This is a genomic window from Limosilactobacillus avium (assembly GCF_947381485.1).
In the GTDB taxonomy this organism is placed as follows: Bacteria; Bacillota; Bacilli; order Lactobacillales; family Lactobacillaceae; genus Limosilactobacillus; species Limosilactobacillus avium.
The window spans coordinates 1-25,524 of sequence record NZ_CANCWN010000007.1; the positions used below are offsets into that span (position 1 = coordinate 1).

Annotated in this window: 27 protein-coding genes; 4 read left to right on the forward strand and 23 right to left on the reverse strand. The window is 46.8% G+C overall.

Going from position 1 to position 25,524, the window contains the following annotated elements:
* Positions 1-354 precede the first annotated feature (354 nt).
* Positions 355-609 (forward strand): 30S ribosomal protein S20, encoded by a 255-nt coding sequence (gene rpsT / locus QOS01_RS03585; protein ID WP_283621151.1) that lies wholly within the window; start codon positions 355-357, stop codon positions 607-609.
* 106 nt (positions 610-715) lie between these two features.
* Here rpsT and holA read toward each other — a convergent pair whose 3' ends face one another.
* The 16 genes from holA to pdhA form a co-directional block, all read right to left on the reverse strand.
* Positions 716-1,735, reverse strand: coding sequence for a DNA polymerase III subunit delta (gene holA / locus QOS01_RS03590; protein ID WP_283621152.1), 1,020 nt, complete (start codon positions 1,733-1,735; stop codon positions 716-718).
* On the reverse strand, positions 1,705-3,948 hold the full coding sequence (locus tag QOS01_RS03595; protein WP_283621153.1) for a DNA internalization-related competence protein ComEC/Rec2: 2,244 nt from the start codon (positions 3,946-3,948) through the stop codon (positions 1,705-1,707). The genes holA and QOS01_RS03595 overlap by 31 nt, the downstream gene beginning before the upstream one ends.
* Before the next feature lie 27 nt (positions 3,949-3,975).
* Entirely contained in the window at positions 3,976-4,467 is a 492-nt protein-coding gene (locus tag QOS01_RS03600) for a ComE operon protein 2 (RefSeq protein WP_283621154.1), read from the reverse strand.
* A 58-nt stretch (positions 4,468-4,525) separates the two neighbouring features.
* The gene (locus QOS01_RS03605; RefSeq protein ID WP_283621155.1) at positions 4,526-5,149 is read right to left on the reverse strand and encodes a helix-hairpin-helix domain-containing protein; all 624 of its coding nucleotides are present in this window, start codon (positions 5,147-5,149) and stop codon (positions 4,526-4,528) included.
* An 82-nt stretch (positions 5,150-5,231) separates the two neighbouring features.
* Complete coding sequence (locus QOS01_RS03610) at positions 5,232-6,281, reverse strand: SepM family pheromone-processing serine protease (RefSeq protein ID WP_283621156.1); 1,050 nt, start codon at positions 6,279-6,281, stop codon at positions 5,232-5,234.
* Positions 6,265-6,786 carry a pantetheine-phosphate adenylyltransferase gene (gene coaD / locus QOS01_RS03615; RefSeq protein WP_283621157.1) on the reverse strand — a complete coding sequence of 174 codons (522 nt, stop codon included), beginning with the start codon at positions 6,784-6,786 and terminating at the stop codon, positions 6,265-6,267. Before coaD ends, QOS01_RS03610 begins: the two co-directional genes overlap by 17 nt.
* Positions 6,787-6,790: 4 nt before the next feature.
* Positions 6,791-7,351, reverse strand: coding sequence for a 16S rRNA (guanine(966)-N(2))-methyltransferase RsmD (gene rsmD, locus QOS01_RS03620; RefSeq protein ID WP_283621158.1), 561 nt, complete (start codon positions 7,349-7,351; stop codon positions 6,791-6,793).
* Positions 7,348-7,632 carry a YlbG family protein gene (locus QOS01_RS03625; RefSeq protein ID WP_283621159.1) on the reverse strand — a complete coding sequence of 95 codons (285 nt, stop codon included), beginning with the start codon at positions 7,630-7,632 and terminating at the stop codon, positions 7,348-7,350. The genes rsmD and QOS01_RS03625 overlap by 4 nt, the downstream gene beginning before the upstream one ends.
* Positions 7,632-8,852, reverse strand: coding sequence for an FtsW/RodA/SpoVE family cell cycle protein (locus QOS01_RS03630; RefSeq protein WP_408612450.1), 1,221 nt, complete (start codon positions 8,850-8,852; stop codon positions 7,632-7,634). Before QOS01_RS03630 ends, QOS01_RS03625 begins: the two co-directional genes overlap by 1 nt.
* A gap of 150 nt (positions 8,853-9,002) precedes the next feature.
* Complete coding sequence (gene typA, locus QOS01_RS03635; protein ID WP_047769062.1) at positions 9,003-10,847, reverse strand: translational GTPase TypA; 1,845 nt, start codon at positions 10,845-10,847, stop codon at positions 9,003-9,005.
* A gap of 105 nt (positions 10,848-10,952) precedes the next feature.
* On the reverse strand, positions 10,953-11,720 hold the full coding sequence (locus tag QOS01_RS03640) for an inositol monophosphatase family protein (protein ID WP_283621160.1): 768 nt from the start codon (positions 11,718-11,720) through the stop codon (positions 10,953-10,955).
* Positions 11,720-12,004 carry a UPF0223 family protein gene (locus QOS01_RS03645; RefSeq protein ID WP_283621161.1) on the reverse strand — a complete coding sequence of 95 codons (285 nt, stop codon included), beginning with the start codon at positions 12,002-12,004 and terminating at the stop codon, positions 11,720-11,722. Before QOS01_RS03645 ends, QOS01_RS03640 begins: the two co-directional genes overlap by 1 nt.
* A gap of 130 nt (positions 12,005-12,134) precedes the next feature.
* Entirely contained in the window at positions 12,135-13,562 is a 1,428-nt protein-coding gene (lpdA, locus tag QOS01_RS03650) for a dihydrolipoyl dehydrogenase (protein ID WP_283621162.1), read from the reverse strand.
* 6 nt (positions 13,563-13,568) lie between these two features.
* The gene (locus QOS01_RS03655; RefSeq protein WP_283621163.1) at positions 13,569-14,885 is read right to left on the reverse strand and encodes a 2-oxo acid dehydrogenase subunit E2; all 1,317 of its coding nucleotides are present in this window, start codon (positions 14,883-14,885) and stop codon (positions 13,569-13,571) included.
* Between the two features lie 44 nt (positions 14,886-14,929).
* Positions 14,930-15,907, reverse strand: a complete 978-nt coding sequence (locus QOS01_RS03660; RefSeq protein ID WP_283621164.1) for an alpha-ketoacid dehydrogenase subunit beta — start codon at positions 15,905-15,907, stop codon at positions 14,930-14,932.
* A gap of 2 nt (positions 15,908-15,909) precedes the next feature.
* The gene (pdhA, locus tag QOS01_RS03665; RefSeq protein WP_283621165.1) at positions 15,910-17,016 is read right to left on the reverse strand and encodes a pyruvate dehydrogenase (acetyl-transferring) E1 component subunit alpha; all 1,107 of its coding nucleotides are present in this window, start codon (positions 17,014-17,016) and stop codon (positions 15,910-15,912) included.
* A gap of 251 nt (positions 17,017-17,267) precedes the next feature.
* On the opposite strand from pdhA, the gene def reads away from it, so the two are divergent.
* Entirely contained in the window at positions 17,268-17,828 is a 561-nt protein-coding gene (gene def, locus QOS01_RS03670; protein ID WP_222259513.1) for a peptide deformylase, read from the forward strand.
* A 55-nt stretch (positions 17,829-17,883) separates the two neighbouring features.
* Here def and QOS01_RS03675 read toward each other — a convergent pair whose 3' ends face one another.
* Positions 17,884-18,354, reverse strand: a complete 471-nt coding sequence (locus QOS01_RS03675; protein ID WP_283621166.1) for a hypothetical protein — start codon at positions 18,352-18,354, stop codon at positions 17,884-17,886.
* 135 nt (positions 18,355-18,489) lie between these two features.
* Between QOS01_RS03675 and QOS01_RS03680 the strand changes: the two genes are divergently transcribed.
* Positions 18,490-18,702 carry a DNA-directed RNA polymerase subunit epsilon gene (locus QOS01_RS03680; RefSeq protein ID WP_047769047.1) on the forward strand — a complete coding sequence of 71 codons (213 nt, stop codon included), beginning with the start codon at positions 18,490-18,492 and terminating at the stop codon, positions 18,700-18,702.
* 183 nt (positions 18,703-18,885) lie between these two features.
* Positions 18,886-19,833: a diacylglycerol/lipid kinase family protein gene (locus QOS01_RS03685; RefSeq protein ID WP_283621167.1), complete on the forward strand. Its 948-nt coding sequence runs from the start codon at positions 18,886-18,888 to the stop codon at positions 19,831-19,833.
* 102 nt (positions 19,834-19,935) lie between these two features.
* Here the strand turns inward: QOS01_RS03685 and tnpA are convergent, their stop codons facing one another.
* From tnpA to dapA, 6 genes are all read right to left on the reverse strand, one after another.
* Complete coding sequence (gene tnpA / locus QOS01_RS03690) at positions 19,936-20,430, reverse strand: IS200/IS605 family transposase (protein WP_283621168.1); 495 nt, start codon at positions 20,428-20,430, stop codon at positions 19,936-19,938.
* Positions 20,431-20,671: 241 nt separating this feature from the next.
* Positions 20,672-20,878, reverse strand: a complete 207-nt coding sequence (locus tag QOS01_RS03695; protein WP_283621169.1) for a hypothetical protein — start codon at positions 20,876-20,878, stop codon at positions 20,672-20,674.
* A 136-nt stretch (positions 20,879-21,014) separates the two neighbouring features.
* Positions 21,015-22,436: a C40 family peptidase gene (locus QOS01_RS03700; RefSeq protein WP_283621170.1), complete on the reverse strand. Its 1,422-nt coding sequence runs from the start codon at positions 22,434-22,436 to the stop codon at positions 21,015-21,017.
* Between the two features lie 186 nt (positions 22,437-22,622).
* A complete protein-coding gene (locus tag QOS01_RS03705; protein ID WP_283621171.1) occupies positions 22,623-23,804 on the reverse strand; it encodes an aminotransferase class I/II-fold pyridoxal phosphate-dependent enzyme in 1,182 nt (393 codons plus the stop codon).
* Between the two features lie 11 nt (positions 23,805-23,815).
* Positions 23,816-24,595: a 4-hydroxy-tetrahydrodipicolinate reductase gene (gene dapB, locus QOS01_RS03710; protein ID WP_283621172.1), complete on the reverse strand. Its 780-nt coding sequence runs from the start codon at positions 24,593-24,595 to the stop codon at positions 23,816-23,818.
* A 4-nt stretch (positions 24,596-24,599) separates the two neighbouring features.
* The gene (gene dapA, locus QOS01_RS03715) at positions 24,600-25,520 is read right to left on the reverse strand and encodes a 4-hydroxy-tetrahydrodipicolinate synthase (RefSeq protein WP_283621173.1); all 921 of its coding nucleotides are present in this window, start codon (positions 25,518-25,520) and stop codon (positions 24,600-24,602) included.
* Between the last annotated feature and the right edge of the window lie 4 nt (positions 25,521-25,524).

Sequence of the window (25,524 nt, forward strand, 5' to 3'; positions counted from 1 at the left end):
TGGCATACACCAATCGAGATCTTCCTGCTTAATTTACGTCATTAAATTCGTTCAAGTTATTTCTTGCAATCTGCCATCTTTACGTTCTTTAGAAAGAGCCATGATCAATTTCCCACCTTTCAAATTTGTGTATGCCTAGTTCTAAGTACGACGTCGGTGAGGATCGTCAAACTGAGAAGAGGCAGGACGTTAAACGTCGATAATAATATACGTCATTTACCGGATTTTTGCAACTCTTTTCGTCAATTGCCGTGCTATTACCGGTAAACTATTGCAATAAGGCCCAGTCTTTTGTATAATGACAAATGTTGAAAATTCTGGTCAACTGAATACCGGGTATCGGAGGTGAAACTCATGCCAATTATCAAATCAGCGATCGAACGTGTTAAGACTAGTGAAAAGGCCGAAGCACGTAACGCTTCCCAATTAAGCCACATGCGGACTACTATTAAGAAGTTCGACAAGGCCAAGCTTGCTGGTGAAGGTGACCTTGATCAATTATACAAGGACGCTATTTCAGCAATTGACCGTGCCCACTCAAAGGGTCTTATCAAGGCTAATAAAGCAGCTCGGGACAAGTCCCGTCTGTCAGCTCGTTACAACAAGTAGTGAGTTTGTTAAGGCAACTTGTGTGAAGTTGCCTTTTTTCTTTCTTCAACATACATTAAAAGGTCAGCAGGTTTCTGCTGGCCTTTTTCTATTTCCTAGATTCATTTTAACGCTGGCTATACTTTAACATAAAAAGCTGAAAGAGAAGCTCCGGATCGCGTTGGGTAGTCTTTAACGACCGCTCGATATTAATTAGACCTAGATAGGCATTCTCTAATGCCGTCATTGAAAACTGTCGAACCGTCCGCAAGCCCAGTTTTACCCGGTACGGGTGAACATTTAGTTGACTCGCCATGCTTCCTTGACTTAGGCCCCGGTGAGCAAGGACCTTAAGCTGGATCAGCAAGCGGAATTGGCTTACCAGCACGGCGTTTATTTGTAGTGGTTGCTGCTGCCCTGCTAGTAGCTGCTGGTAGAGGCTTAAAGAACGTGGTTGGTCGTGTTTTAAAACCGCCGTAACCAGGTCAAACACATTTTCGTCGAGTGATTGCGGTACCAAGTTTTGCACCATCGATGAATCAATATGCTTCTCTTGGTAAGCAAGAATCTTTAATTTTTCCACGTTTGCTTTCATCAGCCCGTAGTCCGCATTGGTTCGTTGGACAAGTTCATCCATTGCCGCTTGGTCAATGGTGAATCCCGCGACCTTTAGTTCACGAGCAACTTGTTGCCGTGCCTGACGTTCATCCAATGGCGCCGCGTCGACCACCACTGCACTCTTTTTTAGTTCCTTAACAACCTTTTTGCGCCCATCAAGTTTCTCATATGGTGCCAAGAACACTAATGTCGTCGATGGTTCAGGGTGTTCAAGGTATGTTAAGAGACCGGGAATATCATGATCAATCTTTCCCTTTCCCCTTTCGTTAGTCAAAAAGAAGGGTTTATTGACCAGCACCAGACGTCGTTCCCCAAAGAAAGGCGCCGACATTGCATCATCAAGGGCCGTTGCCACAGGGGTTGTTTCCATGTCGTAGCGACCAACATTCATGACCCGCTGTTCAGGCGGAACCAACTTAATAAACTGCTGGACGGCTTCATCTAAGAGCACCTGCTGAGTTCCTAATACCAGGTACACCATTGCTGGTGTTTTTGTCTTCAATTGCTTAGTGAGCTCGGCAACGTCCATTTTATCTCGTCTCCCCTTAATTTAGTCTGCCACTTTCCACTTTGGCCGCGATAATTGTATTTTATCATTCCATACTGCTGCGTGGAAAGTGGCTTTATGTTTCTGCACTTCAATTCTTCAACAACGTCGTCATTGGGGTGGTGATAGCGGTTAAACCGACCAGCAGAGATAATTCCAATTTGGGGACGAATGGCATCTAAAAACTGGGGATCACTGGCGGTTCGACTCCCGTGGTGCCCTAATTTAAGAACGTCAGTCCTCAAGCCGGGATAACGTTGTAAAATAGCCCGTTCACCTTGCCGGTCTAAATCACCGGTGAAGATAAACGACTGCCCGCCAAAATTACCAGTTAAGGCCATCGAATCCTCGTTCTTACCATCACCACGATTAAAGGGATGAAGGATTCTTAACTCCGGATCAACTTGGTTGCGGTCGGTAACTCCCCGGAGCTGTCCAGTGAAGTGACCATCATTTAACCGTTTGATTAGCTGTGTCTGATCCTCCATCCCCGCCGGCACGGCGATCTTACGCACCCGCATTTCCTTCAGAAAGGTCGGTAAATAGCCGATATGGTCCGCATCATGATGGCTAAGATAAATCGTATCAATGGTCGTAATTCCCCGACTTTTCAAATAATTGATCGTTGCCCTTTTCGCGCCGTCGCTATGCACGGTCACCCGCGCCCACTGCGGTTGTTTAAAATTTAACTTGCCCCCGGTATCAATCAACATCACCCGTCGGTTAAGGGGGGTCCGAACCAGAATGCTGTCTCCTTGACCAATATCCACGAAGGTAACTTCCCCCGTGAGCGGAAGGTGGATGGCCGTGAAGCATACCAGATAGGCAACAAGTAGGTAACCGTATTTTTTAAATGATGGCCGCTCAAGAAGCCAGAGCGTCAAGATAAAAAAGGTAAGACTCCAAAACAGTGGTGGCTTTCCAAAGGGAATCATCCCCGGAATTTGTCCGACAGTACTCAAGGAGTGCTGAAAGAAGATCAGCACCTCGTTTGCGAACTGTCCGACCAAAGGAACGCAGTCATAGGTAACTGCGCTAACCATCACCAACGGAAAAATAACGACAGAGAAGAATGGAATCATAACAAAGCTGGCAAAAAAACTTAGCCAGTGAACCTCATAGACATTTGCTAATATTGACGGTAAGCTCACGAGGCTAAGCCACCAACACCGCTTAAAATTACCTATCTGAGGGTTGATCACGTGGAGGACTAATGATAATAAATAAGTCAGTTGCCCACCCAGGTTTAACAATAAATAGGGATTCCATGCCATTCCAATGAGAAGGCTAATTGCCCAGCCATCCAAGGCATCGATTTTTAGTATTCGGTGACCAAGAATAAGCTCCATCATAATTACCGCCCGAATAAGGCTAACCGAGCCCCCGCCAATTATTAAATAGGCTGGCAAGAAGAATAATAAACACCAGTTAACCAGTTCGAGGTCGAGCCACAAGTAATTGGCGGCCATCCGTACCAAAGTAACCAACAGGACGACGTGCATTCCGGAGATACAGAAAAGGTGGATGATTCCCAGCCGTTTTGCATTCTCCATCAATTCCCCATTGTCCTGGGTCTGCTCACCGATTATCAATTGTTGACAATAACCGGCGAGCGGTCGGGGCATCCGGTTAAAAAACGTAATCAGTTGCCTGCGGATAACGTGACAGCTAACTGCAATGTTGTACCGACGCAACGGTCGTACCGTTTTAACCTCTTTGATGCGCAATTCATTGCAAATTCGTCGTTGATTATAGTAGCGCTGGGTATCAAATTGGTTATCATTGGTCGCCGGGATAATGGGCTGCCGGTCCCCCGTTACCTGCCAAACCGTGGGTAATTTTGACCGGGTAAAACGGGATAACTCTTCTGGCGTCCGTGCCCGGACCATTGCTGTGTCCTTTTGCCGTGCGCCAGGATAGTGGGCCGTAAAAAAGACTAAACTTCCATTATGCCTGACCTCATCCGGATAGACGACAATTCGCCAGGTCCCTGCTTGCACATTCCGAAGCGTGTGGGCACCGACCCAATGAATAAAATATCCTGTCAGGAGAGCTAAACCGACAGCAACGAGGGTGCTTATCAACAGTACTTTTCGTTGGCGTAATTTAAAAATGCGCCAGAAAAGATAACCAGCAATCAAAAGAAGCCACTTATTTTCTGCCGCAATTGCCGTTGCTAAAGTTCCCGCTAGCATTGCCGGGAAAATCCAATAATGACGAATCTACTTTTCTCCGTTACCTGGATCGATGTACTGGTCCAGGTGAACTTCATCAAGAATATTGGTGTCTAATTTAATTTGGCGTAATTTGACATTCTTCATCTTTATTAACTTCATCGCGTAATCATCATTGTGGTAGTTACGGATGTAGTTTATCTCCTTAATCCCCGCCTGGAGGAGGCTCTTCGTGCATTGCAAGCAGGGAAAATCAGTAACGTACAGGCTGGCGCCATCCATTGACATACCGAACTTAGCACACTGAAGCAAGGCATTCATCTCGGCGTGAATTGTCCGGACACAGTGCCCCGCACGAAGGTAACATCCTTTGTCGATACAGTGGTCATCGCCGGAAACAGACCCGTTATAACCACCAGCAATGATTCGTTTATCACGAACAAGTACCGCCCCCACCGAAAGCCGTGTACACGTGCTTCGTGAGGCGAGCAAAGCTGCTTGGATCATAAAATACTGATCCCAGTCAATCCGTTTTTTCACTCTATCACTCCCTTAATTTAAGTTTAGTATAGCAAAAAATGTTCATTAGCCAAAAAAATTAGACAGATAATTGATCTTTTATTTTAGCAACGGTTTTCTCGCCAAATCCCGAAACCTGGTTTAGCTCGTCGACACTCTTAAATTGGCCATGCTGCTGGCGGTACTCCAAAATCAAATCCGCTTTCTTATCACCGATCCCCGAAATTTGACAAAGCTGCTCCTTGCTAGCCGAATTAAGATTAACAATTGGCTTGTTATCATTACTTTCACTAGGAGTTGTGCTGCTCCCCACTGCCAATTCCGCTGGTACCTGCTCACCCTGGGTTGGCACATAAAGTGCTTGCTGGTCAGTAAGTTCCTTTGCTAAATTGACCTGGCGCATATCTGCCGTGGGTAATGGTCCACCAGCGGCGCGGAGTGCTTCATCAACCCGCGCGCCCCCAGCCAAGCGGTATACTCCGGGACGCTTAACCGCCCCTTTTACATCAACACAAATTCGCCCGGTGTGTAGCGAACTAGTGCTTGTTGACGACGTACTAGCAGGGGTTGTAAATTTTTGATCAGTGCTTGCTTCGTGATTAGTCACCGAACGGCCAACAAAAAAGAGGAGGAGGGTAACGACAATTGCTCCACCAATTAGCTGGCTGCGGTAGTTCATCCATAATTCCCTTATTTTTTCCATTTCATCCCCTCCACCTAATAAATACGGTAATAAACAAAAAAGAAACGGAAAAGCTTAATCTTCCGTTTCTTTATTAAAATGGTTAACGGTGGCTTTCCAGGTAGTTAACCGCCTGCTTAAAGCTGGTCACCGGAACAACTTTCATGTTTGGTGCATATTTTTTGGCCGTTGCCTTGGCCATCTGGTAATTCGTCTGGTGACCCTCCTCGTATTTTAAAAGCAACTTAGAGGGCTTAACGTACGGTGCAAAGAAAATCGTTGCCCCGGCACGGTGGGCGGCGATAACCTTCTTGTCAATTCCGCCAATTTCACCGACCCGACCGGCAGAGTCAATTGTCCCAGTCCCGGCAATCTTGCGCCCCCGTTGTAAGTCGTGACCACTGATCTGCTGGTAGATTTGCAAAGTAAACATCAGTCCGCCAGAAGGTCCCCCTAATTGTCCTGGATCAACCTTGACGGCCGGTCTCGTGTGAACCTTCATATTATTGGTCAACATGATACCAATTCCGGCGCGCTTTTTGGTTAGCCGAACGAGTTTCCTCGTGGCAGTATGTTCTTTACCGTTCCGCTTAAAGGTCACCTTCAACGGACTGCCAACTCTTTGCCGACCAATGTACTTTTGGTAGCCCTGGGCCGTGTTGAAATGGCGGCCATTTACCTTGGTAATCGTATCCCCAACGTGAATAACCTTCTTAAACTTTGAAGACGGTTGAACCTGCAAGACATAAATTCCCAGGTACTTCTTACTTACTGGCTGGTGAGCGGCCTTATAGGCAACCGCAATGGCTTCATTTATCGAGCTTTGCATATAAAACTTTTGTACTCGGTCAAAGGTTGCGTTATTTTGCCCGCCCGTAACGTCATCAGCACTCTCGATTGACAAATAAGGGACCATCTTTGCCATGAGGTAAGTTGCTGGCCGGGCCTGCTGGAGGGCAACTGAAGTAATCATAAAGCTTCCCTTCCCCGGGTCCGGGTGTCCCTTAATTTTTACAAATGAGCGGAGGTTACTGGCGTTGCCGGGTGCTTCAATGTAGGAGTTGAGTGGCCACAAAAGCGACCACGCAACGAAGAGGACGGCAACCAGGGCAACACCAATCCACCGCAGAACCTTTTTATCTTGTCTTTTCATTACTTTCCTTCACCTGCATCAGTTGACGTTCTTCAAGACGCTTCTTCAAGGCCGTATTAATATTGGCGGGAAGGTAGGCTGAAATATCACCGCCTGCAGCGGTTACTTCCTTCAGTAAACTACTCGACAGGTGCTGGTATTCCGGCTTTGCCAAGAAGAAGACCGTTTCACACTGGTCATCAAGGTAGTTATTCATTGCCGAAATATCACGCTCATAGCGAAAGTCTTCGGTGTTACGTAGTCCCCGCATCAAGTAATCGGCCCCAATTTTATTCATTAGGTCAACAGTCAATCCCTGAGCAGTGATGACTGATACATTAGCGAGCCCACTAACTGCTTCCTTTACCTGCGCAACACGTTCATCAACGGTAAACAGTGGTTTCTTACTCTCGTTGGTCATTACCGCCACCGCGAGTTGGTCAAACAGGGCGCTCCCCCGCTTAATAAGGTCAAGATGACCCAGCGTCAGGGGGTCAAAGGTTCCTGGAAATAATGCAATTTTCATATTTCTACTCCTTTTCGTATTGGTAGATTGTTAGGACGGTGATCCCATAGGACTGCCGTTTACAGAACTTAAAATGGTCCCAGTCATGGTCTGGCAACTTGGCTTCCTGATTTGTCTCGGCAACAATGACTGCACCATTTGCCAACAGGTCGTTTTCCGCCATCAATGACATGTCCTTAACGATTTGCTGCTTGGCGTATGGGGGATCAAGAAAGACCAGGTTAAAAGCCTGCCCTTTCTTACCCAAGAGCTTAAGAGCCTTGTGGGCGTCCATCTTATAGACTTGGAATTGGTCTGGATGTTTGGTGGTCGCAATGTTTTTCTTAATTGTCTTAATGGCTTGGTATTGGCGGTCAACCAATACCGCCATATCGATTCCCCGGGAAACGGCCTCAATACTCAGACCTCCACTCCCGCCAAATAGGTCCAGGCTCTGTCCACCGTCAAAGTAGGGGCCAATAATGTTAAACAGGGCTTCCTTGACTTTGTCAGTGGTCGGCCGGGTCGCCATCCCCGGGACCGCACTAAGCCGGCGACCACCAAATTTTCCTGCAACTACTCTCATGTTTTATCATCCTCATCATGCAATTTGTATATTCCCGTCATTTCCAAATCGGTAAGGGTGGGGTCAAGGTCTGGCCGGTAGGACTGCTCGACCCTGCGTACTGCCCGCAGTTTCTTTAGCCTGTCTGTAACAGCTGTTACTTGGTCCTGGTCAACATACAGTACAACATAGTGCATCCGCCGCGAGACATAACGAACCATTCCGTAGTGGCGGAGGGTCCGAATAACACGGTTACCATTAATGTAAACAATTAGGGCGCGCCGTGCGGTTAATTTGAACATTAATAATTACCCCTTTCATTCGCCACAAACGGTCTCCCCATTTGGAGGCGACCCTTATTTTGTTGGATACTGATGTTCATGATGATCCCCACTGCACTGGACAAAACCAGCATACTAGATCCCCCGTAACTGATGAAGGGAAAAGTAACCCCGGTGATTGGGAGAAGGCCCAAGACACCACCAATGTTAAAGGCCGTTTCAATGATCATAAAAGTCGCTGTCCCATAACAAATCAAGGTTTGGTATAGTGAATTACTCCGGACACCGACCAGGATAATCCGACAGATCAGACATAGTAAAAGACCCAAAATGACTGTTACCCCAACCAGGCCCAACTCCTCACTCACAATTGACATGATAAAGTCGGTATTTGGTTCGGGAAGGTAACCCATCTTTTGAATACTATTACCAAGGCCCACACCAAAAATTCCCCCGTTACTAATCGCGTAATAGGAATTAACCAGTTGACTCCCTGAGCCACTGGCATTGCCAAAGGGGTTCATAAAGGCAATGAATCGTTGGGCCCGGTAACCACCGTGAAAGAGTCCGGACTCAATGGCTTTTTCCAAAAGGAAGTAGCAAACAGTGGGCACACCAACAATTAGGCCGATACCGAAACCCCAGCGGAAGTCACAGGCGAGCAACATCACCGCAATAATTGCGAAGTTGATTGCGAAGCCCCCCGTATCAGGTTGAACGAGGATCAGGATCAAAAACGCGAACGCAAACAGGAGGGGACCAGCGGCAGCACCCGAGTCCAGAAAGTGGGACCCACTCTGCCGCGCCCTGGCCATCCGGTCGGCCAGGTACAAGATTAAGTACAACTTACAAAATTCCGCTGGCTGAATATTAATTGGCCCCAGGGAAATCCAACCCTTGGCCCCGTTAACTGCCCGGCCAACAACCAGGACGAATAACAGCAAGAAAAGCATTATGAAGGTTGAATCCCGCAAAAAGCGCCGTGTTCGTAAGTGCTTCATCGACAGGTTAGCGAAGAAGAATACACAGCCCATTCCCAGTAAGGCGTAGATTGACTGCTTTACTAAGTAGCTTTGCGGACTTCCCCCGTTTTGCATCTCGATGCCCGCACTAGAAGAATAAACCATGATTATTCCGGCCAAGCAAAGCACTAAAAACGGGACAAGTAAGTAGTAATCCCAGTAGCGCATATCCTGCCATGCGCTCTTCAGTGGAAGCCGCCGGAGCCGTAATTTTCTCATTTTAATTAACTGCCACCTACCTTAACCAATAAAATACAGATTTAATTATAACATTAATCGTTAATGTTAAATTTAGAAAAGGTTACGCGGATGAAAAAAGGGAACCGGTTAAGGACCAATGTCCTTTCCAGTTCCCTCCGTAGTCAGTAACTATTTCCGCGAAGCAGCACGACGGCGCTTTGCTTCCTTTTCACGTGCATTAGTGTTCAAAATCTTCTTCCGTAGACGAATGTTTTCTGGAGTTACTTCACAGTATTCATCCTCGTTCAAGAATTCAAGCGATTCTTCAAGGGAGAAGTGAGTTGGTGTCTTGATGTGGGCCATTTCATCAGAACCTGCTGCACGAACGTTAGTCAAGTTCTTACCCTTGGTGATGTTAACAGTAATGTCGTTTTCACGGCTGTTTTCACCAACGATCATCCCTTCGTAAACTTCCGTACCTGGGTCAATCAGGAGACGACCACGACTTTCAATCCCCATCATTGCGTAAGTCGTTGCCTTACCGGCATTCATTGAAACCAGCGTTCCCTTTTGCCGACCAGGGTTCCAGTTCTTGATAACTGGTGCGTACTTTTCAAAGGTGTGGCTCATGATTCCGTATCCCCGGGTAAGAGTCATGAATTCAGTGGAGTAACCAATCAAGCCCCGTGAAGGTGCGAGGAAGATCAGGCGCGTCTGACCATTTTCACCGGGTTCCATGTTTTGCATTTCACCCTTACGCTTGGATAAGCTGTCGATAACACCACCGGTGTATTCATCAGGGGTATCAATCTGGACTTCTTCGAATGGTTCGCACATTGTTCCATCAACTTCACGGTAAATAACTTCTGGCCGTGAAACAGACAGTTCGTAACCCTCACGACGCAAAGTTTCAATCAGGATTGAAAGGTGCAGTTCACCACGTCCAGAAACCGTCCAGGCACCTGGATCATCCGTGTCTTCAACCTTCAGGGAAACATCGGTCTGCATTTCACGCTTCAGACGAGTTTCCAGTTGACGAGCAGTCACAAACTTACCTTCCCGGCCCGCAAATGGTGAATCGTTGGTCCGGAAAGTCATCCGCAGTGTCGGTGGATCAATCCGCAGTGGCGTCAGTGCTTCTGGGTGGTCAGGATCAGCAACCGTTTCACCAACGTTGATGTCTTCCATCCCGGAAACAGCAATTAAGTCCCCAGCTTTTGCTTCCTTAATTTCCAGTCGCTTAAGCCCGAAGAACCCAAACAGCTTAGTAACCCGGAAGTTCTTCTTAGAACCATCAAGTTTCAAGAGGGTAACGTTATCCCCAACCTTAATGGTTCCCCGGAATACCCGGCCAATACCGATCCGGCCAACAAAGTCGTTGTAGTCAAGGATAGCAACTTGGAATTGAAGTGGTTCATCAGAGTTGTCAACTGGCGCCGGAATGGTCTTGATAATTGTATCAAACAGCGGCTTCATAGTGTGTTCCTGTGTAGAAATGTCGGAATCGTAACTAGAAGTCCCATTCATGGCAGAAGTGTAAACAACTGGGAAGTCAAGTTGGTCTTCATCGGCCCCTAATTCAATAAAGAGGTCCAGAACTTCGTCAACTACTTCTTCCGGACGAGCACCCTTACGATCAACCTTGTTGATGACAACAATTGGGGTTAAGTGTTGTTCCAATGCTTTCTTTAAAACGAAGCGGGTTTGTGGCATCGTTCCTTCAAAGGCATCAACAACCAGGAGGACACCGTCAACCATCTTCATAACCCGTTCCACTTCACCACCGAAATCGGCGTGTCCTGGGGTATCCAGGATGTTGATTTGGTACTTACCGTACTTAACAGCAGTGTTCTTAGACAGGATAGTGATACCCCGTTCACGTTCGATTGCGTTAGTATCCATCGCACGATCTTCGATTGAGAAGTGCTCTGGTAAAGTATCTGATTGCTTCAGCATTTCGTTAACCAGGGTTGTCTTACCGTGGTCAACGTGGGCAATGATCGCAATGTTACGAATGTCGTCACGTCTTTTCATTGCTTGGTTCTTCCTTTCATTTAAACAATTATTCCTGGATAAGTATACACTCTTCCAGCTTCGATTTCACAAAAAAACTGTGACAATTTAGTCACAGCTTAACAGCTAACCAGTAATCTTTGCAATATCCTCACTGGCTTGTGTTGTAGCTACCAATACAAGGTTAGATGATAGCACATCTGGCGTGGTGCCGTCAATTGATTTAACGACAAGGCCCAGTTCTTCGGCCAAAACACGTCCAGCGGCCAGATCCCACGGCCGTAAGTGTGAAATGTAAGCTACTAACTCACCGCTTAAGACACCAATCATTTCCTTAGCCGCACTGCCGTACATCCGAAGGCCGCTGGCTGCTTGGGCAACCGCTGGTAGGTGATGAACATTGCTTAAGATTAAGGGACTACTAATTGCCACCAGGCCATGGTGAAGGTCGAGATTAACTGGGGGCGCAACCCGTTTTTCATTAACGTAGACGCCCTGTCCCCTGCCACCATGGTACAGGCGGCGGTTAACACAGTCCATGATATATCCCAGAGTCGGCTGACCATCAACATACAGGGCTAACATAATACCAAAATTATCATGCTGGCGGACAAAGTTAAGCGTCCCATCGATTGGATCCACAATCCAAACATGACCGCTAAGGCTCGTCAGATTATGAGTGCCAAATCCTTCCTCACTTAAGATCCGACAGCCCGGATCAATTATTTTCAGTTGCTGGTCAATAAAACGTTCGTTTTCCTTATCAACAGTGGTTACCAAGTCATTGTAATTGGTCTTTTCTGCGACATGAAAGGGCTCGTTCATTCGCTTGAGGGTCATTTCATTAACATTTTGAATCAACTTAATAACGGCCGCGTCGATCTCTTCAGTCATTAATCATCAGCCACCTTAATCATTTTCTTTTGACTCGTTGAAGCAAGTTTCACAACAGTATAGAGCTGATAGCCAGAATTCTTAGCGAACTGCCGCCCCAGTTGCTTTTCCCCCGCTTTGCTGTTGACGACCTTTTTAAATGCACGGTACTTTTCCAAGACCTTGCTACGGGGAGCGCCAATTTCATATGCATCCTCAACTATCCGTAAAAAAGCAATCACTGTCTCCATCTCATCCGTCGTCCAGTCAGGATCAAGTGGGTATGAATAACTTTGCTGTTTCATGAATTTACCTCTCCCCTTTAACGCTAACTGGCTATATTATAACCTGCTTGCTAAAAGATGGCGAGACCCAAAAAACAAGGAGTTACAACCGCAGTCGTAACTCCTTGTTCACTTATATTAACGTTCAGTGCTAAATGTGGGTTGGCAGACCAAGCGCAATATCAGCAGCTTCTTGGATTGGTTCATTAAGAGTTGGGTGTGGGTGAATAGTTAAGTCGACGTCTTCAACATTCATTCCGCAGTTAACAATTAATGACAATTCACCAGCCATGTCACTAGCACCAGGGCCAACGATTTGGGCACCAACGACGTTCTTTTCGTCCTTAGTGTAAATCAAACGAACGAAGCCATCTGGTTCGTCCAGGGAAACGGCCCGGGCATTACCGGCAAATGGGAATTGTGCAGTAGCAACTTCAATTCCCTTGTCCTTAGCTTGGTCAACATTCATACCAACTTCTGCCATTTCAGGATCAGTGAAGCAGACAGCAGGAACTCCTACCCAGTCGTTAGCAGTGTTCTTTCCGGCAATCGCACCAGCGGCAGTCTTTGCTTCAAAGAAGGCCTTGTGAGCCAGGGCAGGACCTGGAACAATGTCACCAATTGCCCAGATACCATCAACGTTTGTCCGACCTTGTTGGTCAACGATAACTTGGTGGTGGTCATTAAGCTTGACACTGGTCATGTCAAGACCGAAGTTGTCGGTGTTTGGCTTCCGACCAACGGAGACCATGCAGTAGTCGGCCTTGATCGAGCTTTCCTTACCATCAACTTCGTAAGTAACCGTAACACTGTTGTCGTCTTGTTCTGAGTTCTTAGCCATTGCACCAGTGATGATGTCAATGCCCTTCTTCTTCATGTTCTTTTCAACAACCTTAACCATATCCTTGTCAAAGCCGTTCAGGATTGAAGGAAGGCCTTCGATAATCGTAACATGGGAACCAAGGTTAGCATATGCACCAGCCAATTCGGAACCGATGTAACCACCACCGATAACAACAAGTTCTTTAGGGATTTCTGGCAGGTTCAGGCCACCAGTAGAGTCAATAACCCGGCCTTCAAACTTGAAGTTTGGAATTTCAACTGGACGGGAACCCGTTGCTAAGATAAGGTTCTTCCAAGTAATGGTCCGGCCGGCGTCATTGTCCATGAATTGCTTTGGACCTGGCTTGATAACCCGGAGTTGGTGATCATTATCCATGATGGCTTCACCATCGATAATTTCTACCTTGTGCTTCTTGAGAAGCATCTTAACCCCACGGGTCATCCGGTCAACAACCTTCTTTTGCTTCCATTCCTGGGTCTTCTTGAAGTCGATTGTAGCGTCGGTCTTAGAAACACCATAGGTTGAGGAATCCTTTGCTTCTTGGAGACGGTGTCCGGCAGCGATCAATGCCTTTGATGGGACACACCCAACGTTCAGACATACACCACCTAGGCCTGGGTCACCCTTTTCGATTAAAGTAACCTTTTGACCTAATTCCGAAGCCCGGATAGCGGCAACATAACCACCTGGGCCTCCACCAACAATAACTGTATCCTTTTGTTCAACATCTGCCATAGTAAATTAAGCCTCCAAAGCGAGCAATTCTGGGTCGTGTAACAGCTTCTTCAGGTAGTTCATTGCGTTTTGACCTAAGCCACCATCAATCAGCCGGTGATCAACAGTTAATGATAACTTCATCATGTGGCCAACAACAATTTCACCCTTGTCATTAACAATTGGTTCAGTAGCAATCGTACCAACACCTAAGATAGCAACTTCTGGTTGGTTGATAATTGGGGTGAACCACTTACCACGCATGGAACCAATGTTAGAAATAGTCATTGAAGTCCCGGCCATGGAATCTGGTGAAAGCTTATTGTCTTCAGCAGCTTGAGCATTGTCAGCAATTTCCTTGGCAATTTCAATCATGCTCTTGGAGTCAGCCTTCTTGATGTTTGGTACATACAGACCGTGGTCAGTGTTCGTAGCAATACCAATGTTGTAGTAGTGCTTTTGAACTAATTCCATCGTGCTGTCATCAATGGAGCAGTTGAATTCAGGGAACTTCTTCATTGTGGCAACCAGGGCCTTAACAACGTATGGCAAGAATGTCAAGTGAACACCTTGATCAGCAGCAACTGGCTTGTACTTCTTCCGGTTAGCCATCATTGCGGAAACTTCAACATCGTCCAGCAATGTGATCATTGGACTGATGTCAACGGACTTCCGCATGTTCTTAGCGATGATCTTCCGCATGTTGGAAAGTGGTTCACGGGTTTCAGCGTCTTCACCAGCACCCTTGTAAGGCTTGATGGTGTTACCAGCAGCCTTAGCTGGAGCAGCGGCGGCAGCTGAGGCAGCACCATTAGCTGGGGCAGCAGCGCCATTGAAGTTGTCAATATCTTCTTTCAGAACTTGACCATGCTTGCCACTTGGTTGAACAAGTGAAATGTCAACGCCCTTGTCACGAGCATATTGACGAACAGAAGGCATTGCCATAACAAGCTTGTTAGGTTCGGCCAGTGGAGCTACGCCACCCTTAGCTGGAGCGGCATCTTCCTTAGGAGCTTCGTCCTTCGGTGCTTCCTCTTCTGCTGGAGCTTCGTCTTCATCATCGTCGTCGCCACCTTCGGCTTCAACGTTTGTGCTTACGCCGTCCTTACCATCATCAATTAAGAGCAGGTCATCACCCTTTTCAACGTGGTCGTCTTCCTTGACGTTAAGGGTCTTAACGGTCCCGTCAACTGGTGATACCAATTGAGTAGTTGACTTATCAGTTTGAATTTCAATTAATGGGTCGTCGGCCTTAATTTGGTCGCCTTCCTTTACCAACCAAGAAGCAACATCCCCTTCGGTCAGACCTTCACCCATTTCTGGTAATCTAAATTTGTATGCCATATCGAATTAACTTCCTTTCATAACCAATAGCAATCTAGCTATGATTAATAATTAACTGTCTCGCGCGCAGCTTCTTCAATGTCGTTAGCAGTTGGGAGCCAAACATTTTCTGCTTGTGGGAATGGGTAAACAGAGTTTGGTGCAGCTACCCGGCTAACTGGTGCGTCAAGGTACATAATTGCACCTTCAGAAATGGCAGAAGCAACTTGTGCACCAACACCAGCCTGCTTCTGAGATTCTTGAACAATGACAACATGGTGCGTCTTCTTGACGGATTCAAAGATAGTGTCAGTGTCAAGTGGGTAAAGTGAACGAAGGTCAATAATTTCAGCAGAAATATTGTCCTTAGCTAACTTCTTAGCAGCCTTTTGGGCTTCGGATACTTCACCACCGTAAGCGATGATGGTAACATCCTTACCTTCTTGAACGACGTTAGCCTTGTCCAACGGAACAGTGTACTTGTCGTCAGGAACTTCACCCTTAACTGAACGGTAGAGACGCAGGTTTTCAAGGAAGACAACTGGGTCGTTGTTTTCGATGGCAGAAATGATCAGACCCTTAGCATCGTAGGCAGAACTTGGGGTAACAACCCGCAGTCCTGGTACACCAACGAAGAAGTTTTCAAAGTCGTCCCCGTGCAGTTCAGCGGTGTGAGTACCACCACCGTATGGAGTCCGGATAGTAATTGGCGCGTTCTTAGTACCATTGTATTGGAAACGAATCCGTGACATTTGGGCAACAATTGAGTCTAAGGCTTCAAAGATGAAACCAGAGAATTGGATTTCAGGAACTGGACGCCAGCCGGTAACAGCTAAACCAATTGACATCCCGAGGATACCAGATTCAGCCAGTGGTGTACTGAATACCCGGTCAGCACCATACTTCTTTTGTAAACCGTTAGTAGCACGGAAGACCCCACCGTTTTTACCAACATCTTCACCGAAAACGAGGGTCTTAGGATCTTCAGCTAAAGCAATGTCAATACCTTCAGTAATAGCTTTGATATAAGTCTTTTTAGCCATGATTACTTCGACTCCTTTGCTTCGTACTTCTTAATTTGTTCTTTAATATCAGGGGTTGGTACTTCAAAGGTCCGCTTCAGCATATCCGTAACCTTTTCAGGTTCAACAGCGTCTGCTTCCTTCATGGCCTTCTTGAAGTCGTCTTTGCATTCATCAGCGTACTTCTTTTCTTCGTCTTCAGACCAGAGACCCTTTTCAGTCAAGTACTTGCGGAGACGAATCAGTGGGTCCTTGTCGAACCATGGTTTTTCTTCTTCCTTAGTCCGGTAACGACTAGGATCATCACCAGCGGAACTGTGGGCACCGAACCGGTAAGTCAAGGTTTCAATCAGAACTGGACCGTTACCAGCAGCAGCGAATTCACGAGCTTCCTTGGCAACTTCGTAACATGCCAGAACATCCATCCCATCAACTTGGACAGCTGGGATACCAGCAGCAACACCCTTTTGGGCAATTGTTTGCGCATGAGTTTGCTTCTTACGTGGGTAAGAAATAGCCCAGCCGTTGTTTTGAATAATGAAGACAGCAGGTGATTGGAAGGCACCAGCAAAGTTCATCCCTTCGTAGGTGTCACCTTGTGAACTTCCACCTTCACCGGTGTATGCATATGCAACGGTATCCTTTTCCTTGTTCTTCTTGATACCTAAAGCAGCACCGGCCATTTCAACCATTTGTGCACCAATGATAATTTGTGGACGAAGAGCACGAGCGTCGAACAGGTTACCCTTAACGTGACCCTTTGACCATAAGTACATTTGAGCAACAGTAGCACCGTGTTGAATCAGTTGTGGTAAGTCACGGTATGCTGGGAACATGAAGTCTTGCTTCTTAAATGCAGAAGCGGTCCCCATTTCGGATGCTTCTTCACCCCAGGTAGGAGCATAGAATCCTAAACGACCTTGTTGTGAGAATGACATGGTTTGTTCGTGAAGTGCACGTTCCCATACCATCTTCTTCATCAGGTCGACTAATTGGTCATCAGTAAAATTAGCCATTAAATCCTTGTTAACGACTTTACCATCGTTATCAAGAATTTGAACGGGCTTTGCAAATGCAGCGCCTTCTTCGGCTTTAATCTTAGCAAAGTCTACAGCTTTGGCTTCGGCCATTATAAACATCCCTTTCCAAATCCAATTAACATCATATATAAGCGATTGCCTACTTACAGTTTCTAGTATACCTAATTCTGGACATAATACAAGCGCTTTCATAGACTTTTTTATTATGTTTTGACTATAAGTTGCGCATGTGAAAACGCTAACTTAATAGTTTTGTATAATAATGAGACTAATTTTGGGCGTTGTCATCGATAGGCATTATGATAGACTAGTATTGATAACTATTAATGGAGGCGGAAAAAGTGTATTTAATGAAGGATATTGTTCGTGACGGCGACCCGGTATTAAGAAAGCGGGCCGCTAAGGTTGAATTCCCCCTCTCTGAGGAAGACCAGCAGTTGGCCAAAAAGATGATGGAATATTTGGAAGTCAGCCAGGATCCCAAACTTTGTGAAAAATATAAGTTGCGGGCTGGTGTTGGCTTAGCCGCACCACAGGTCGGGGTTTCTAAACAAATGGCGGCTGTTTTAGTCCCACCATTGGAAAAGGATGGTCAACCAGAATTTAAGGATGTTATTATTAACCCGGTAATTGTTAGTGAATCTGTGCAGTATGGGGCGTTGACTGAAGGTGAAGGTTGCCTCTCCGTTGATAAGGACGTGCCCGGATACGTACCACGTCACGATCGGATCACCCTCCGCTACCAGGATACGGACGGCAAGAAACACCAGGTTCGGTTAAAGAATTATCCGGCAATTGTTTGCCAGCACGAAATTGACCACCTCCACGGCGTCTTATTCTACGACCACATTAATAAACAAGCCCCATTTGAGGCCCCTGCTGATACAGTGATGATCAGCTAAAATATTAAAAGCGACTTTTGGCACCCGCTATCATGGGTACCAAAAGTCGCTTCTTCTATTTACTGTGTTGCTTGAGTTTCTTTAGGTCAGCGACATATTCCGCCGTGGCTTCATTTAAAATATACGCGACATCAATATGGAGGACGCCTTCATATTGCCACCAGTCCGTAACCTTAAACACACTAAACTTTGTGTTAACCGCCGTTAACTGGTGGTCGTTAGCGTACTTAGCTAACTGTTCATTAAGGCTCTGGGGCGTCAGCGTAGCGTCCCGTTTTTCGTCCCCATCAAAGTGATATTCAAAGGCTAAGACGCCTTTTCCCCAAACATCGGCAACGAGTTGTGAATTTAGAGAACGATTCCACCCTAATAATGTCTGTAAACTGTCATTAACCGCAGCGTCGGTTGTTTCCTGCGCTTGACGTCGTAAAATAATTGTTGCCCGGTTAATCAAGATACGGTGAACAACGGTGTACAAGCACGCCACCACCACAACAGCGATTAAGCAAATTATAATTGTCTTCATCTCGTAACCCCCATAAGCCTCTTTGTTAAATTAATCATACCATGTTGCCAATTCTGAGGACAGCTAAACTTAGATGTGCTAAAATGGATAAGGTAAAACACTGAAAATAACATCTTTTAAGGAGTTTTTAGTAGAATGATCTTTAAAGTATATTATCAACCAGATAGTACCAAGCGCCCCGTTCGTGAAAACACCAAGTCACTTTATATCGAAGCTGACTCCGAACCAGAGGCCCTTTTAATGGTTGAACATAACACCGACTACAGTATCGAGTATGTCGAACAACTTGATGAAAAGGCTCTTGCGTACGAAAAGCAAAATCCAAACTTCAAAATGACGAGTTTCTAAATTTCAGGTCAGGGGTCCACGGGTGTCCCCACATACATATGATGCTGAATACCAATGGGGTCCAACATTCGGATGAACCGAACGCTGGGCCCTATTGCATTCATGAAGAGCCCAACTTATTTTGAAGATTAATTAACTTCTTATCCGGTTATATAGTTATTAAGATCAAGAAGGAAGATCACTATGCATTACTCAATCATCCTTAACCCAACTGCCGGTAACGGTAAAGCGCAAAAAGAATGGCAATTAATTGAGCCCCAATTAATCCAAGCGCAGGCTAGCTTTGACATCCACACAACCAAGGACCGCTCAAGCGCTGAATATTTTGCAACCCGTCTCGTCCAAAGGCGCAAAAAGGATATTGTCATGGTAATTGGCGGTGATGGGACCCTTCACCAAGTCTTAAACGGCCTTATTAAGGAGAGTCACTGTCTCCACACTAGTCCCCTCCCCCTGGCCTTTATTCCGGCGGGTATTAATAATGACTTTGCCCGTGCTTTTGGGGTACCATTAAAGCCGCTGGATGCCCTCCAGCAAATTCTTAATACCACAACGGTAACCAATGTCAATATTGGCCACTACCATGAGGCAATCAAAAATGAAGAAGGCTATTTTCTAAATAACATCGGCGTTGGTTTTGATGCCGCAATCGTTAGTCGGGTTAATGGGAAAAGCGCCAGAAAGCAGTCTACCGCCTTTCATCTTTGGCACCCCGGCTACCTTCGTCAGGCCTTAGGGGTCGTTTATGACCAGCAGCCCTTCCAGCTAATGGTCCAACAAGGAAGCTCACGGAATTTTTATCCCCGGGCGTACATCGTCCTGCTTGTCAACCATCCCTTCATTGGCGGTGGCGTCAAGGTTGCGCCCACAAGTAGTCTTAGTCAACCTCAATTAGACCTGCTTGTGGCGGAACAAAAGGGCTGGCCAATCACCTTTTGGCAACTGATCCAGTTTTCCCGAGGGAAGCTGCCAAATTCCCGTTTTGCCGACCACTTAACAGGGCCCCAATTCCACTACACAACTACCTCCCTTGAGTTTGAACAAAGTGATGGTGAGCCATTGGGTAACCGCTTTGTCGATCTCCGTACGGACGTTACCCAGTACCCATTCTGGCAGACAACGAAATCATAACCACCCGTCAAACGGGTGGTTTGCACATCGGCTATAAGCCGAAAAGAAAAGCCAGCGTCTCAAGGCGCTGGCTTTCGCTTTGCTCAAGCCAAAATGCTCTGACTACTTTGCTGCTACTTTAAGTAGCGTTTGTATTCCTTCACTTACCCTTAAAGGGTCCGAATATTCAGCACTGGTTATTTTATCAACTACCATGTCATGCTTTTCTTGATCTCGAATATACTTTCTTATTGTGGCTTCATTCATGCCTACTGTGCTCACATAATATCCTTCTGCCCAGAAATGTCGATTCCCAAATTTATATTTTAAGTTTGCGTGGCGGTCAAACATCATCAAGGCACTTTTCCCTTTTAAATATCCCATAAACTGCGAAACACTTAGCTTGGGCGGAATACTCACTAATATGTATACGTGATCTGGCATCATGTGACCTTCAATGATTTGCACTCCTTTATACTTGCACAGGAGTTTTATATAATCTCTAAGATCTCTGCGATATTGATTGTAAATTATTTTCCGTCTATACTTTGGAATGAATACGATATGGTACTTACATAACCATTTCGTATGGGCTAAGCTATTTAACTTATTAGCCATATTTATAAAACCTCTTTTCCCTTATTTGATTTTGGCTTGAACACCTACATCTTAAGGCAAAAGAGGCTTTTTTATATAATCTTTATTGCCCACCCGCATAGCAGGTGGTTTTTTGTTTCGCACACTCGCTCTGCTCGCGTACTCAACTAGGTCTAAAGACGTTAATAAAATAACTCCCACGTACTTAAATGATTTCAAGTACGCGGGAGTTTTTCTTAAAATGGGAATTGCCGCAATCAAGCTAATCCTCAGAAGCTTCCATTGCCTCGAGAATTATCCGCAATTGGCTACATTCATCCCGTAATTTTTGCATTTCATCGCCACAAGTTGGCTGAATCGTAACCGTCTGCCCATCGGTGGCATCGGTTACGTTTTCTGACCGGCAAAGGCTTGCCAGTTGGTCCTCTGCCCGGTGCAAATCAGTTTCAATCTCATTCTTATTGCTCACTTTAAACACCCCTTGTAAATGGTAAATATTTAAAGCAATTTCAATAATTGCATACTGACAAGATATCATGAAACTGACCAAAAGTTAACCCCTGCGGTGATTACATCTTGGTTACTTTATGATGGTAAAATTCTAATTATTTCACTGTCCCCGCAAAACTAGGTGCAAAGTAAGGGCTCAAAGTATAAACCGATACATTTGTTCCCGGTTGGGCCGCCGCTGCGTACTGGTTGTTACCAGTGTAAATTGCAACGTGATAAGTACTACCGTGTTGACCCCAGAAGAGGATATCGCCTGGTTGGGCCTGGCTGACCGCATGCTGGTTTACACAACTTTCCAGTGCAACCGAATTATGTGGCAACTGTTTATTTTCAGCGTGAGCGTATACGTAGTCAACAAATCCAGAGCAATCCATCCCACTAAGTGAATTACCGCCCCAGACATATGGAACACTATTAGAGTTAGCGATCTTGACTGCTAAGCTGACAACAGAGCCTGACTGCAGGTCAGTCGTTGAAGTGGCCTGATTATTGGCTGCTGGTTGTTGTGCTGCTACCTGACTGGTAGGCTGTTGGGGCTGGCTAGAGTTGACAGGAGCGGCCGAAGCAGTTGACTGTGCAGCTGAGCTTGCTGGAGTAGCCTGACTTTGCACTGCAACTGCTGATGAAGCAACCGGTGCCGGTTGTTGGCTAACGGGAGCAGCACTAACTGGCTGTTGACTTGGCTGGGCAGCTTGACTAGTAACCGTTTGACTAGCACTTGCTTGCGTCGTAACCGTATTCGCCACTGTTGCTGATTCATCACTAGCTGTTTGAGTTGCATTGGCAGCAGATGGCGCTGCTAGTTGCTGAACACTAGCAGAAGTGTTCGGTGTTGCTGCTGCCAAGACTTCAGTCGTCTGCGCAGTTTCACTCCCCGCCATAGTTGCGGTGGACGCTGGCTGAACGTTAGTCTGGTTAGTGGTGTTAGCCGATGACTGAACACTAGCCTGGCTAGTGACTGCTTGGTTAACCTGACTAGTCGTACTTGCATTAGCCGCTTGTGACTGGGTTGACGCAACCGGAGCTGCACTAACCGGACTAGTGGTTACCACTGTGGCGTTATTAGTTACTGCTTGGTTAGCCCCGTTAACCGTCAATTGCTGACCAACATAAATATGTGGCGTTGTCAGATTATTCCAGGCAATGATCTGGTTGACACTCACATTGAAATGCTTAGCAATACTATTCAGCGTATCACCGCTGTTAACGGTGTAGGTTCCTACCTGTGGACGCGCTGCCGTTTGGGTAGTCTGGCCATCCGGTAAGGTTAACTTTTGCCCCACCTGAATCAGGTCAACGGTATTGCTAATCTTCTTAATCGTGGTTGGGTTGGCCTGTTCAATTGACTGGACCGTCAGTTGGTGCTGTTGGGCAATCCCCCAAACAGTGTCACCTGGTTTAACTGTAATTTGACTTGCTGAGGCAAGCTGCGACGTAATTGCCAAGAAACCAAATGCACTCAAGGTTCCCGTTACGGCATGCCGTAAGTGGTGACTCTGGTAATGTTTCTTAGTCATACTGAATAAACACCTTCTCAAAAATTATACAACATCATAATAAACACAGCGCTCCGTCAAGTATGCGCTCTCATGCTCCTAATTTTACCATTATTTTTATAATTGGTATAGCGAACACCTGGTTGGCCGGGATGAAGAAAAGGGCTGTCCAGCACCGTTAAGGTAACCAGGCAGCCTAATTTCAAACTAATTTTTCTCCATAAAGGCGGTTAAACGTTCAATTGCCTGATCAATACTTGAGTCAGCGGCCGCGTAAGAAAGACGAACATGCCCTTCTCCACCAGCACCAAAAGCACTGCCGGGAATCACGCCGACCTTGGCCTCATGTGCTAACCGACGCGCGAAGGCAAAGTCATCACTGCCAAATCGTTCGGGAACCTTTGCAAACAGGTAAAAGGCACCGTCCGGAACCGCAAATGAGAAGCCCATCTTCTGCAAAGCGCTGGCTAACTTATCCCGCCGCTTTTGATAGTGGGAACGAAAGGCAACAGGATCTGCCGAACCGTTTGTCAAGGCCTCAAGAGCTGCGGCTTGGGCGGTATCGTTAGCGGCAGTAACCATAAAGGAATGCATCTTTGAAATCTGGTTGATAACATCACCCGGTGCCGCGACGTAACCTAAGCGGTAGCCAGTCATCGCGTGCGATTTTGAAAGGCCATCGATCAGGATCGTTTGGTCAGGCAGTAAACTGGCTAACGAGGTAAAGGGTTGGTCGTAAATCAATTCACTGTATATCTCATCCACAATCGCAAGTAGGTGGTGCTTCTTGATAACCGCCGCCAGTGCCGTTAGCTCCTCCTTGGAGTAGCAACGACCAGTGGGATTATTGGGGTAGTTGAGAATTACCGCCTTAACCGCAGCACCCCCCTTTTCAATTTCTGCTTCCAGGCGGTCAGCTGTTAATAGGAAGTTATCGTTAACGGTATTTACCGAGACCGGTTCCGCCCCTGTCAAGGCAACACTGGGAAAGTAAAGCGAGAAGATTGGCGTCGGGATGATCACCTTATCGCCAGGGTTGAGCAGGGCAAATGTCGTGGCCGTGATTGCCTCCGTGGCCCCCACCGTCACGATCAGTTCTGCGGCGGGATCATAGTTAACCTGGCGGGTCTGCTGGAGATAATTACTAATTGCCTTTCGCAGGGCCATTGTTCCCCGACTGGCAGAATAATGGGAGTCATTCTCCTCAATACTCCGTACCGCCGCTTGCTTGACATGGTCAGGGACATTAAAGTCCGGTTCGCCAAGGGTCAACTTGACAATCCCCGGAATCGCGGATATTTCGTCGTCAAAGGCCCGAATCTGTGCCGGTGGAAGGGCAGCAACCCGGTGGTTAACAATTGTTTTCATTTCACTTGGTAAGGTCGGCATCTTGTCACTTCCTATAAAACATTCTCTAGTCCGACTACTAACTCGTCAAGGTCCAGCACCTTTTCTAAGGCAACTTTGACCCCACTCATGAACGACTGGCGATCAAAAGAATCTTGCCGAATCGTTAGTGCTTCACCCGCACCCCCAAAGAGGACTTGTTCATGGGCAACATAACCTGGTAGGCGAACTGAGTGGATCTTAATCCCGTGGTAGTCACCACCACGGACATTATCCAGGGTGCTGACCTCATCGGGGCTACTCTCGTGTGCTGGCCGCACCTGGTCAATCAGCTTGGCGGTGCTCAGTGCCGTGCCCGATGGGGCGTCCTTTTTGTCGGCATGGTGCATCTCAATAATTTCAACATCCGGGAAGTACTGCGCAGCCTCCTTGGCAAACTTCATCAACAGGACCGCCGACATCCCAAAGTTAGGGGCAATCAGTCCCCCCTGGTGACGTGCGGCACTGGTCTTAATTAATTCATCCTCCTGGTCATCCGTCAACCCGGTGGTCCCGACGACCGGTGCAAAGTCATTGTCAATGGCAAACTTAACGTTGTCGTACACGACTGCTGGAATCGTAAAGTCAACCCAGATATCGGCAGCGCCCTCTGGGATCTCATTTAATGAGTGGTAGATTTTCACGTCTGGGCCAAGTTGAAACTTAGCACGCTGGTCATCGGCCATGTGCGGGGCCAGGACGGCAGTCAATTCAACATCATCCATTCCGTTTACCAAGGCAACGGCTTTTTGGCCCATTGCTCCGGCAGCACCGGCAATTAAAACTTTTTTCATCTTATTATTCCCCCAAGTTCAATGGTAACTGCTTATTTAGTAACTTATCACTCGGCAGGTCGAGGGCGTTTGCCAAGGCCTTCTTCTCGTCATCGTTAAGTGGCAGAATCGGTAAGCGGCAGCTGCCCGTGCTGAAGCTCTGAGCGTTGAGGAGTGCCTTAACCGGTGATGGTGACGGGTACATGAATAGTGCCGCCATCTTTGGGGTCAGCCACCGTTGCAGCTTTCCGGCCGTCTGGTAGTCACCCTTGTAGAGGGCGTCATACATTGCCCGCATCTGGGGAGCATAGCTGTGGCTAGCAACCGAGATAACCCCGTTAGCACCGAGAACCCGAGCAGTCAGCGCCTGCGCATCCTCACCAGTGAAGACGGCAAAGTTCTTGTCCTTTCCTTCAACAATTTCTTCAAGTTCCTCCAGGGAAGCACACTGCTTAACGGCCGCAATGTTTGGGTGTGCAGAAAGTTTAATGATTGTTTCTGCCGCCATCTTAACACCTGTTCGACCAGGAATGTTGTACATCACAATTGGCATCTTCACCTGGTCTGCAACCGCAGTAAAGTGGGCAACCATCCCCCGCTGGTTAGGCTTATTGTATGGGGGAACAACTACCAGGGCATAGTCAATCCCCGGAATCTTGGCAACCTCATTGGTAAAGGCAATCGTTTCGGCGGTATTGTTGCTCCCGGTCCCGGCAATTACTGGGACGCGATCACCAACGATCTTGCCGAATTCTTGATAAAGGCTAATTTTCTCGTCGTGACTAAGTGTCGGAGTCTCACCAGTGGTCCCACCAATTACAAAGCCATTACTCCCCTGGTCAATCAGGTAGTTTGTTAACTTCTTCAAGCTTGCAAAGTCAATCTGCCCCTTATCATCGAAGGGGGTAACAATTGCTGTTAAGAGATCTGCATCTGCTAATTTCATTTTT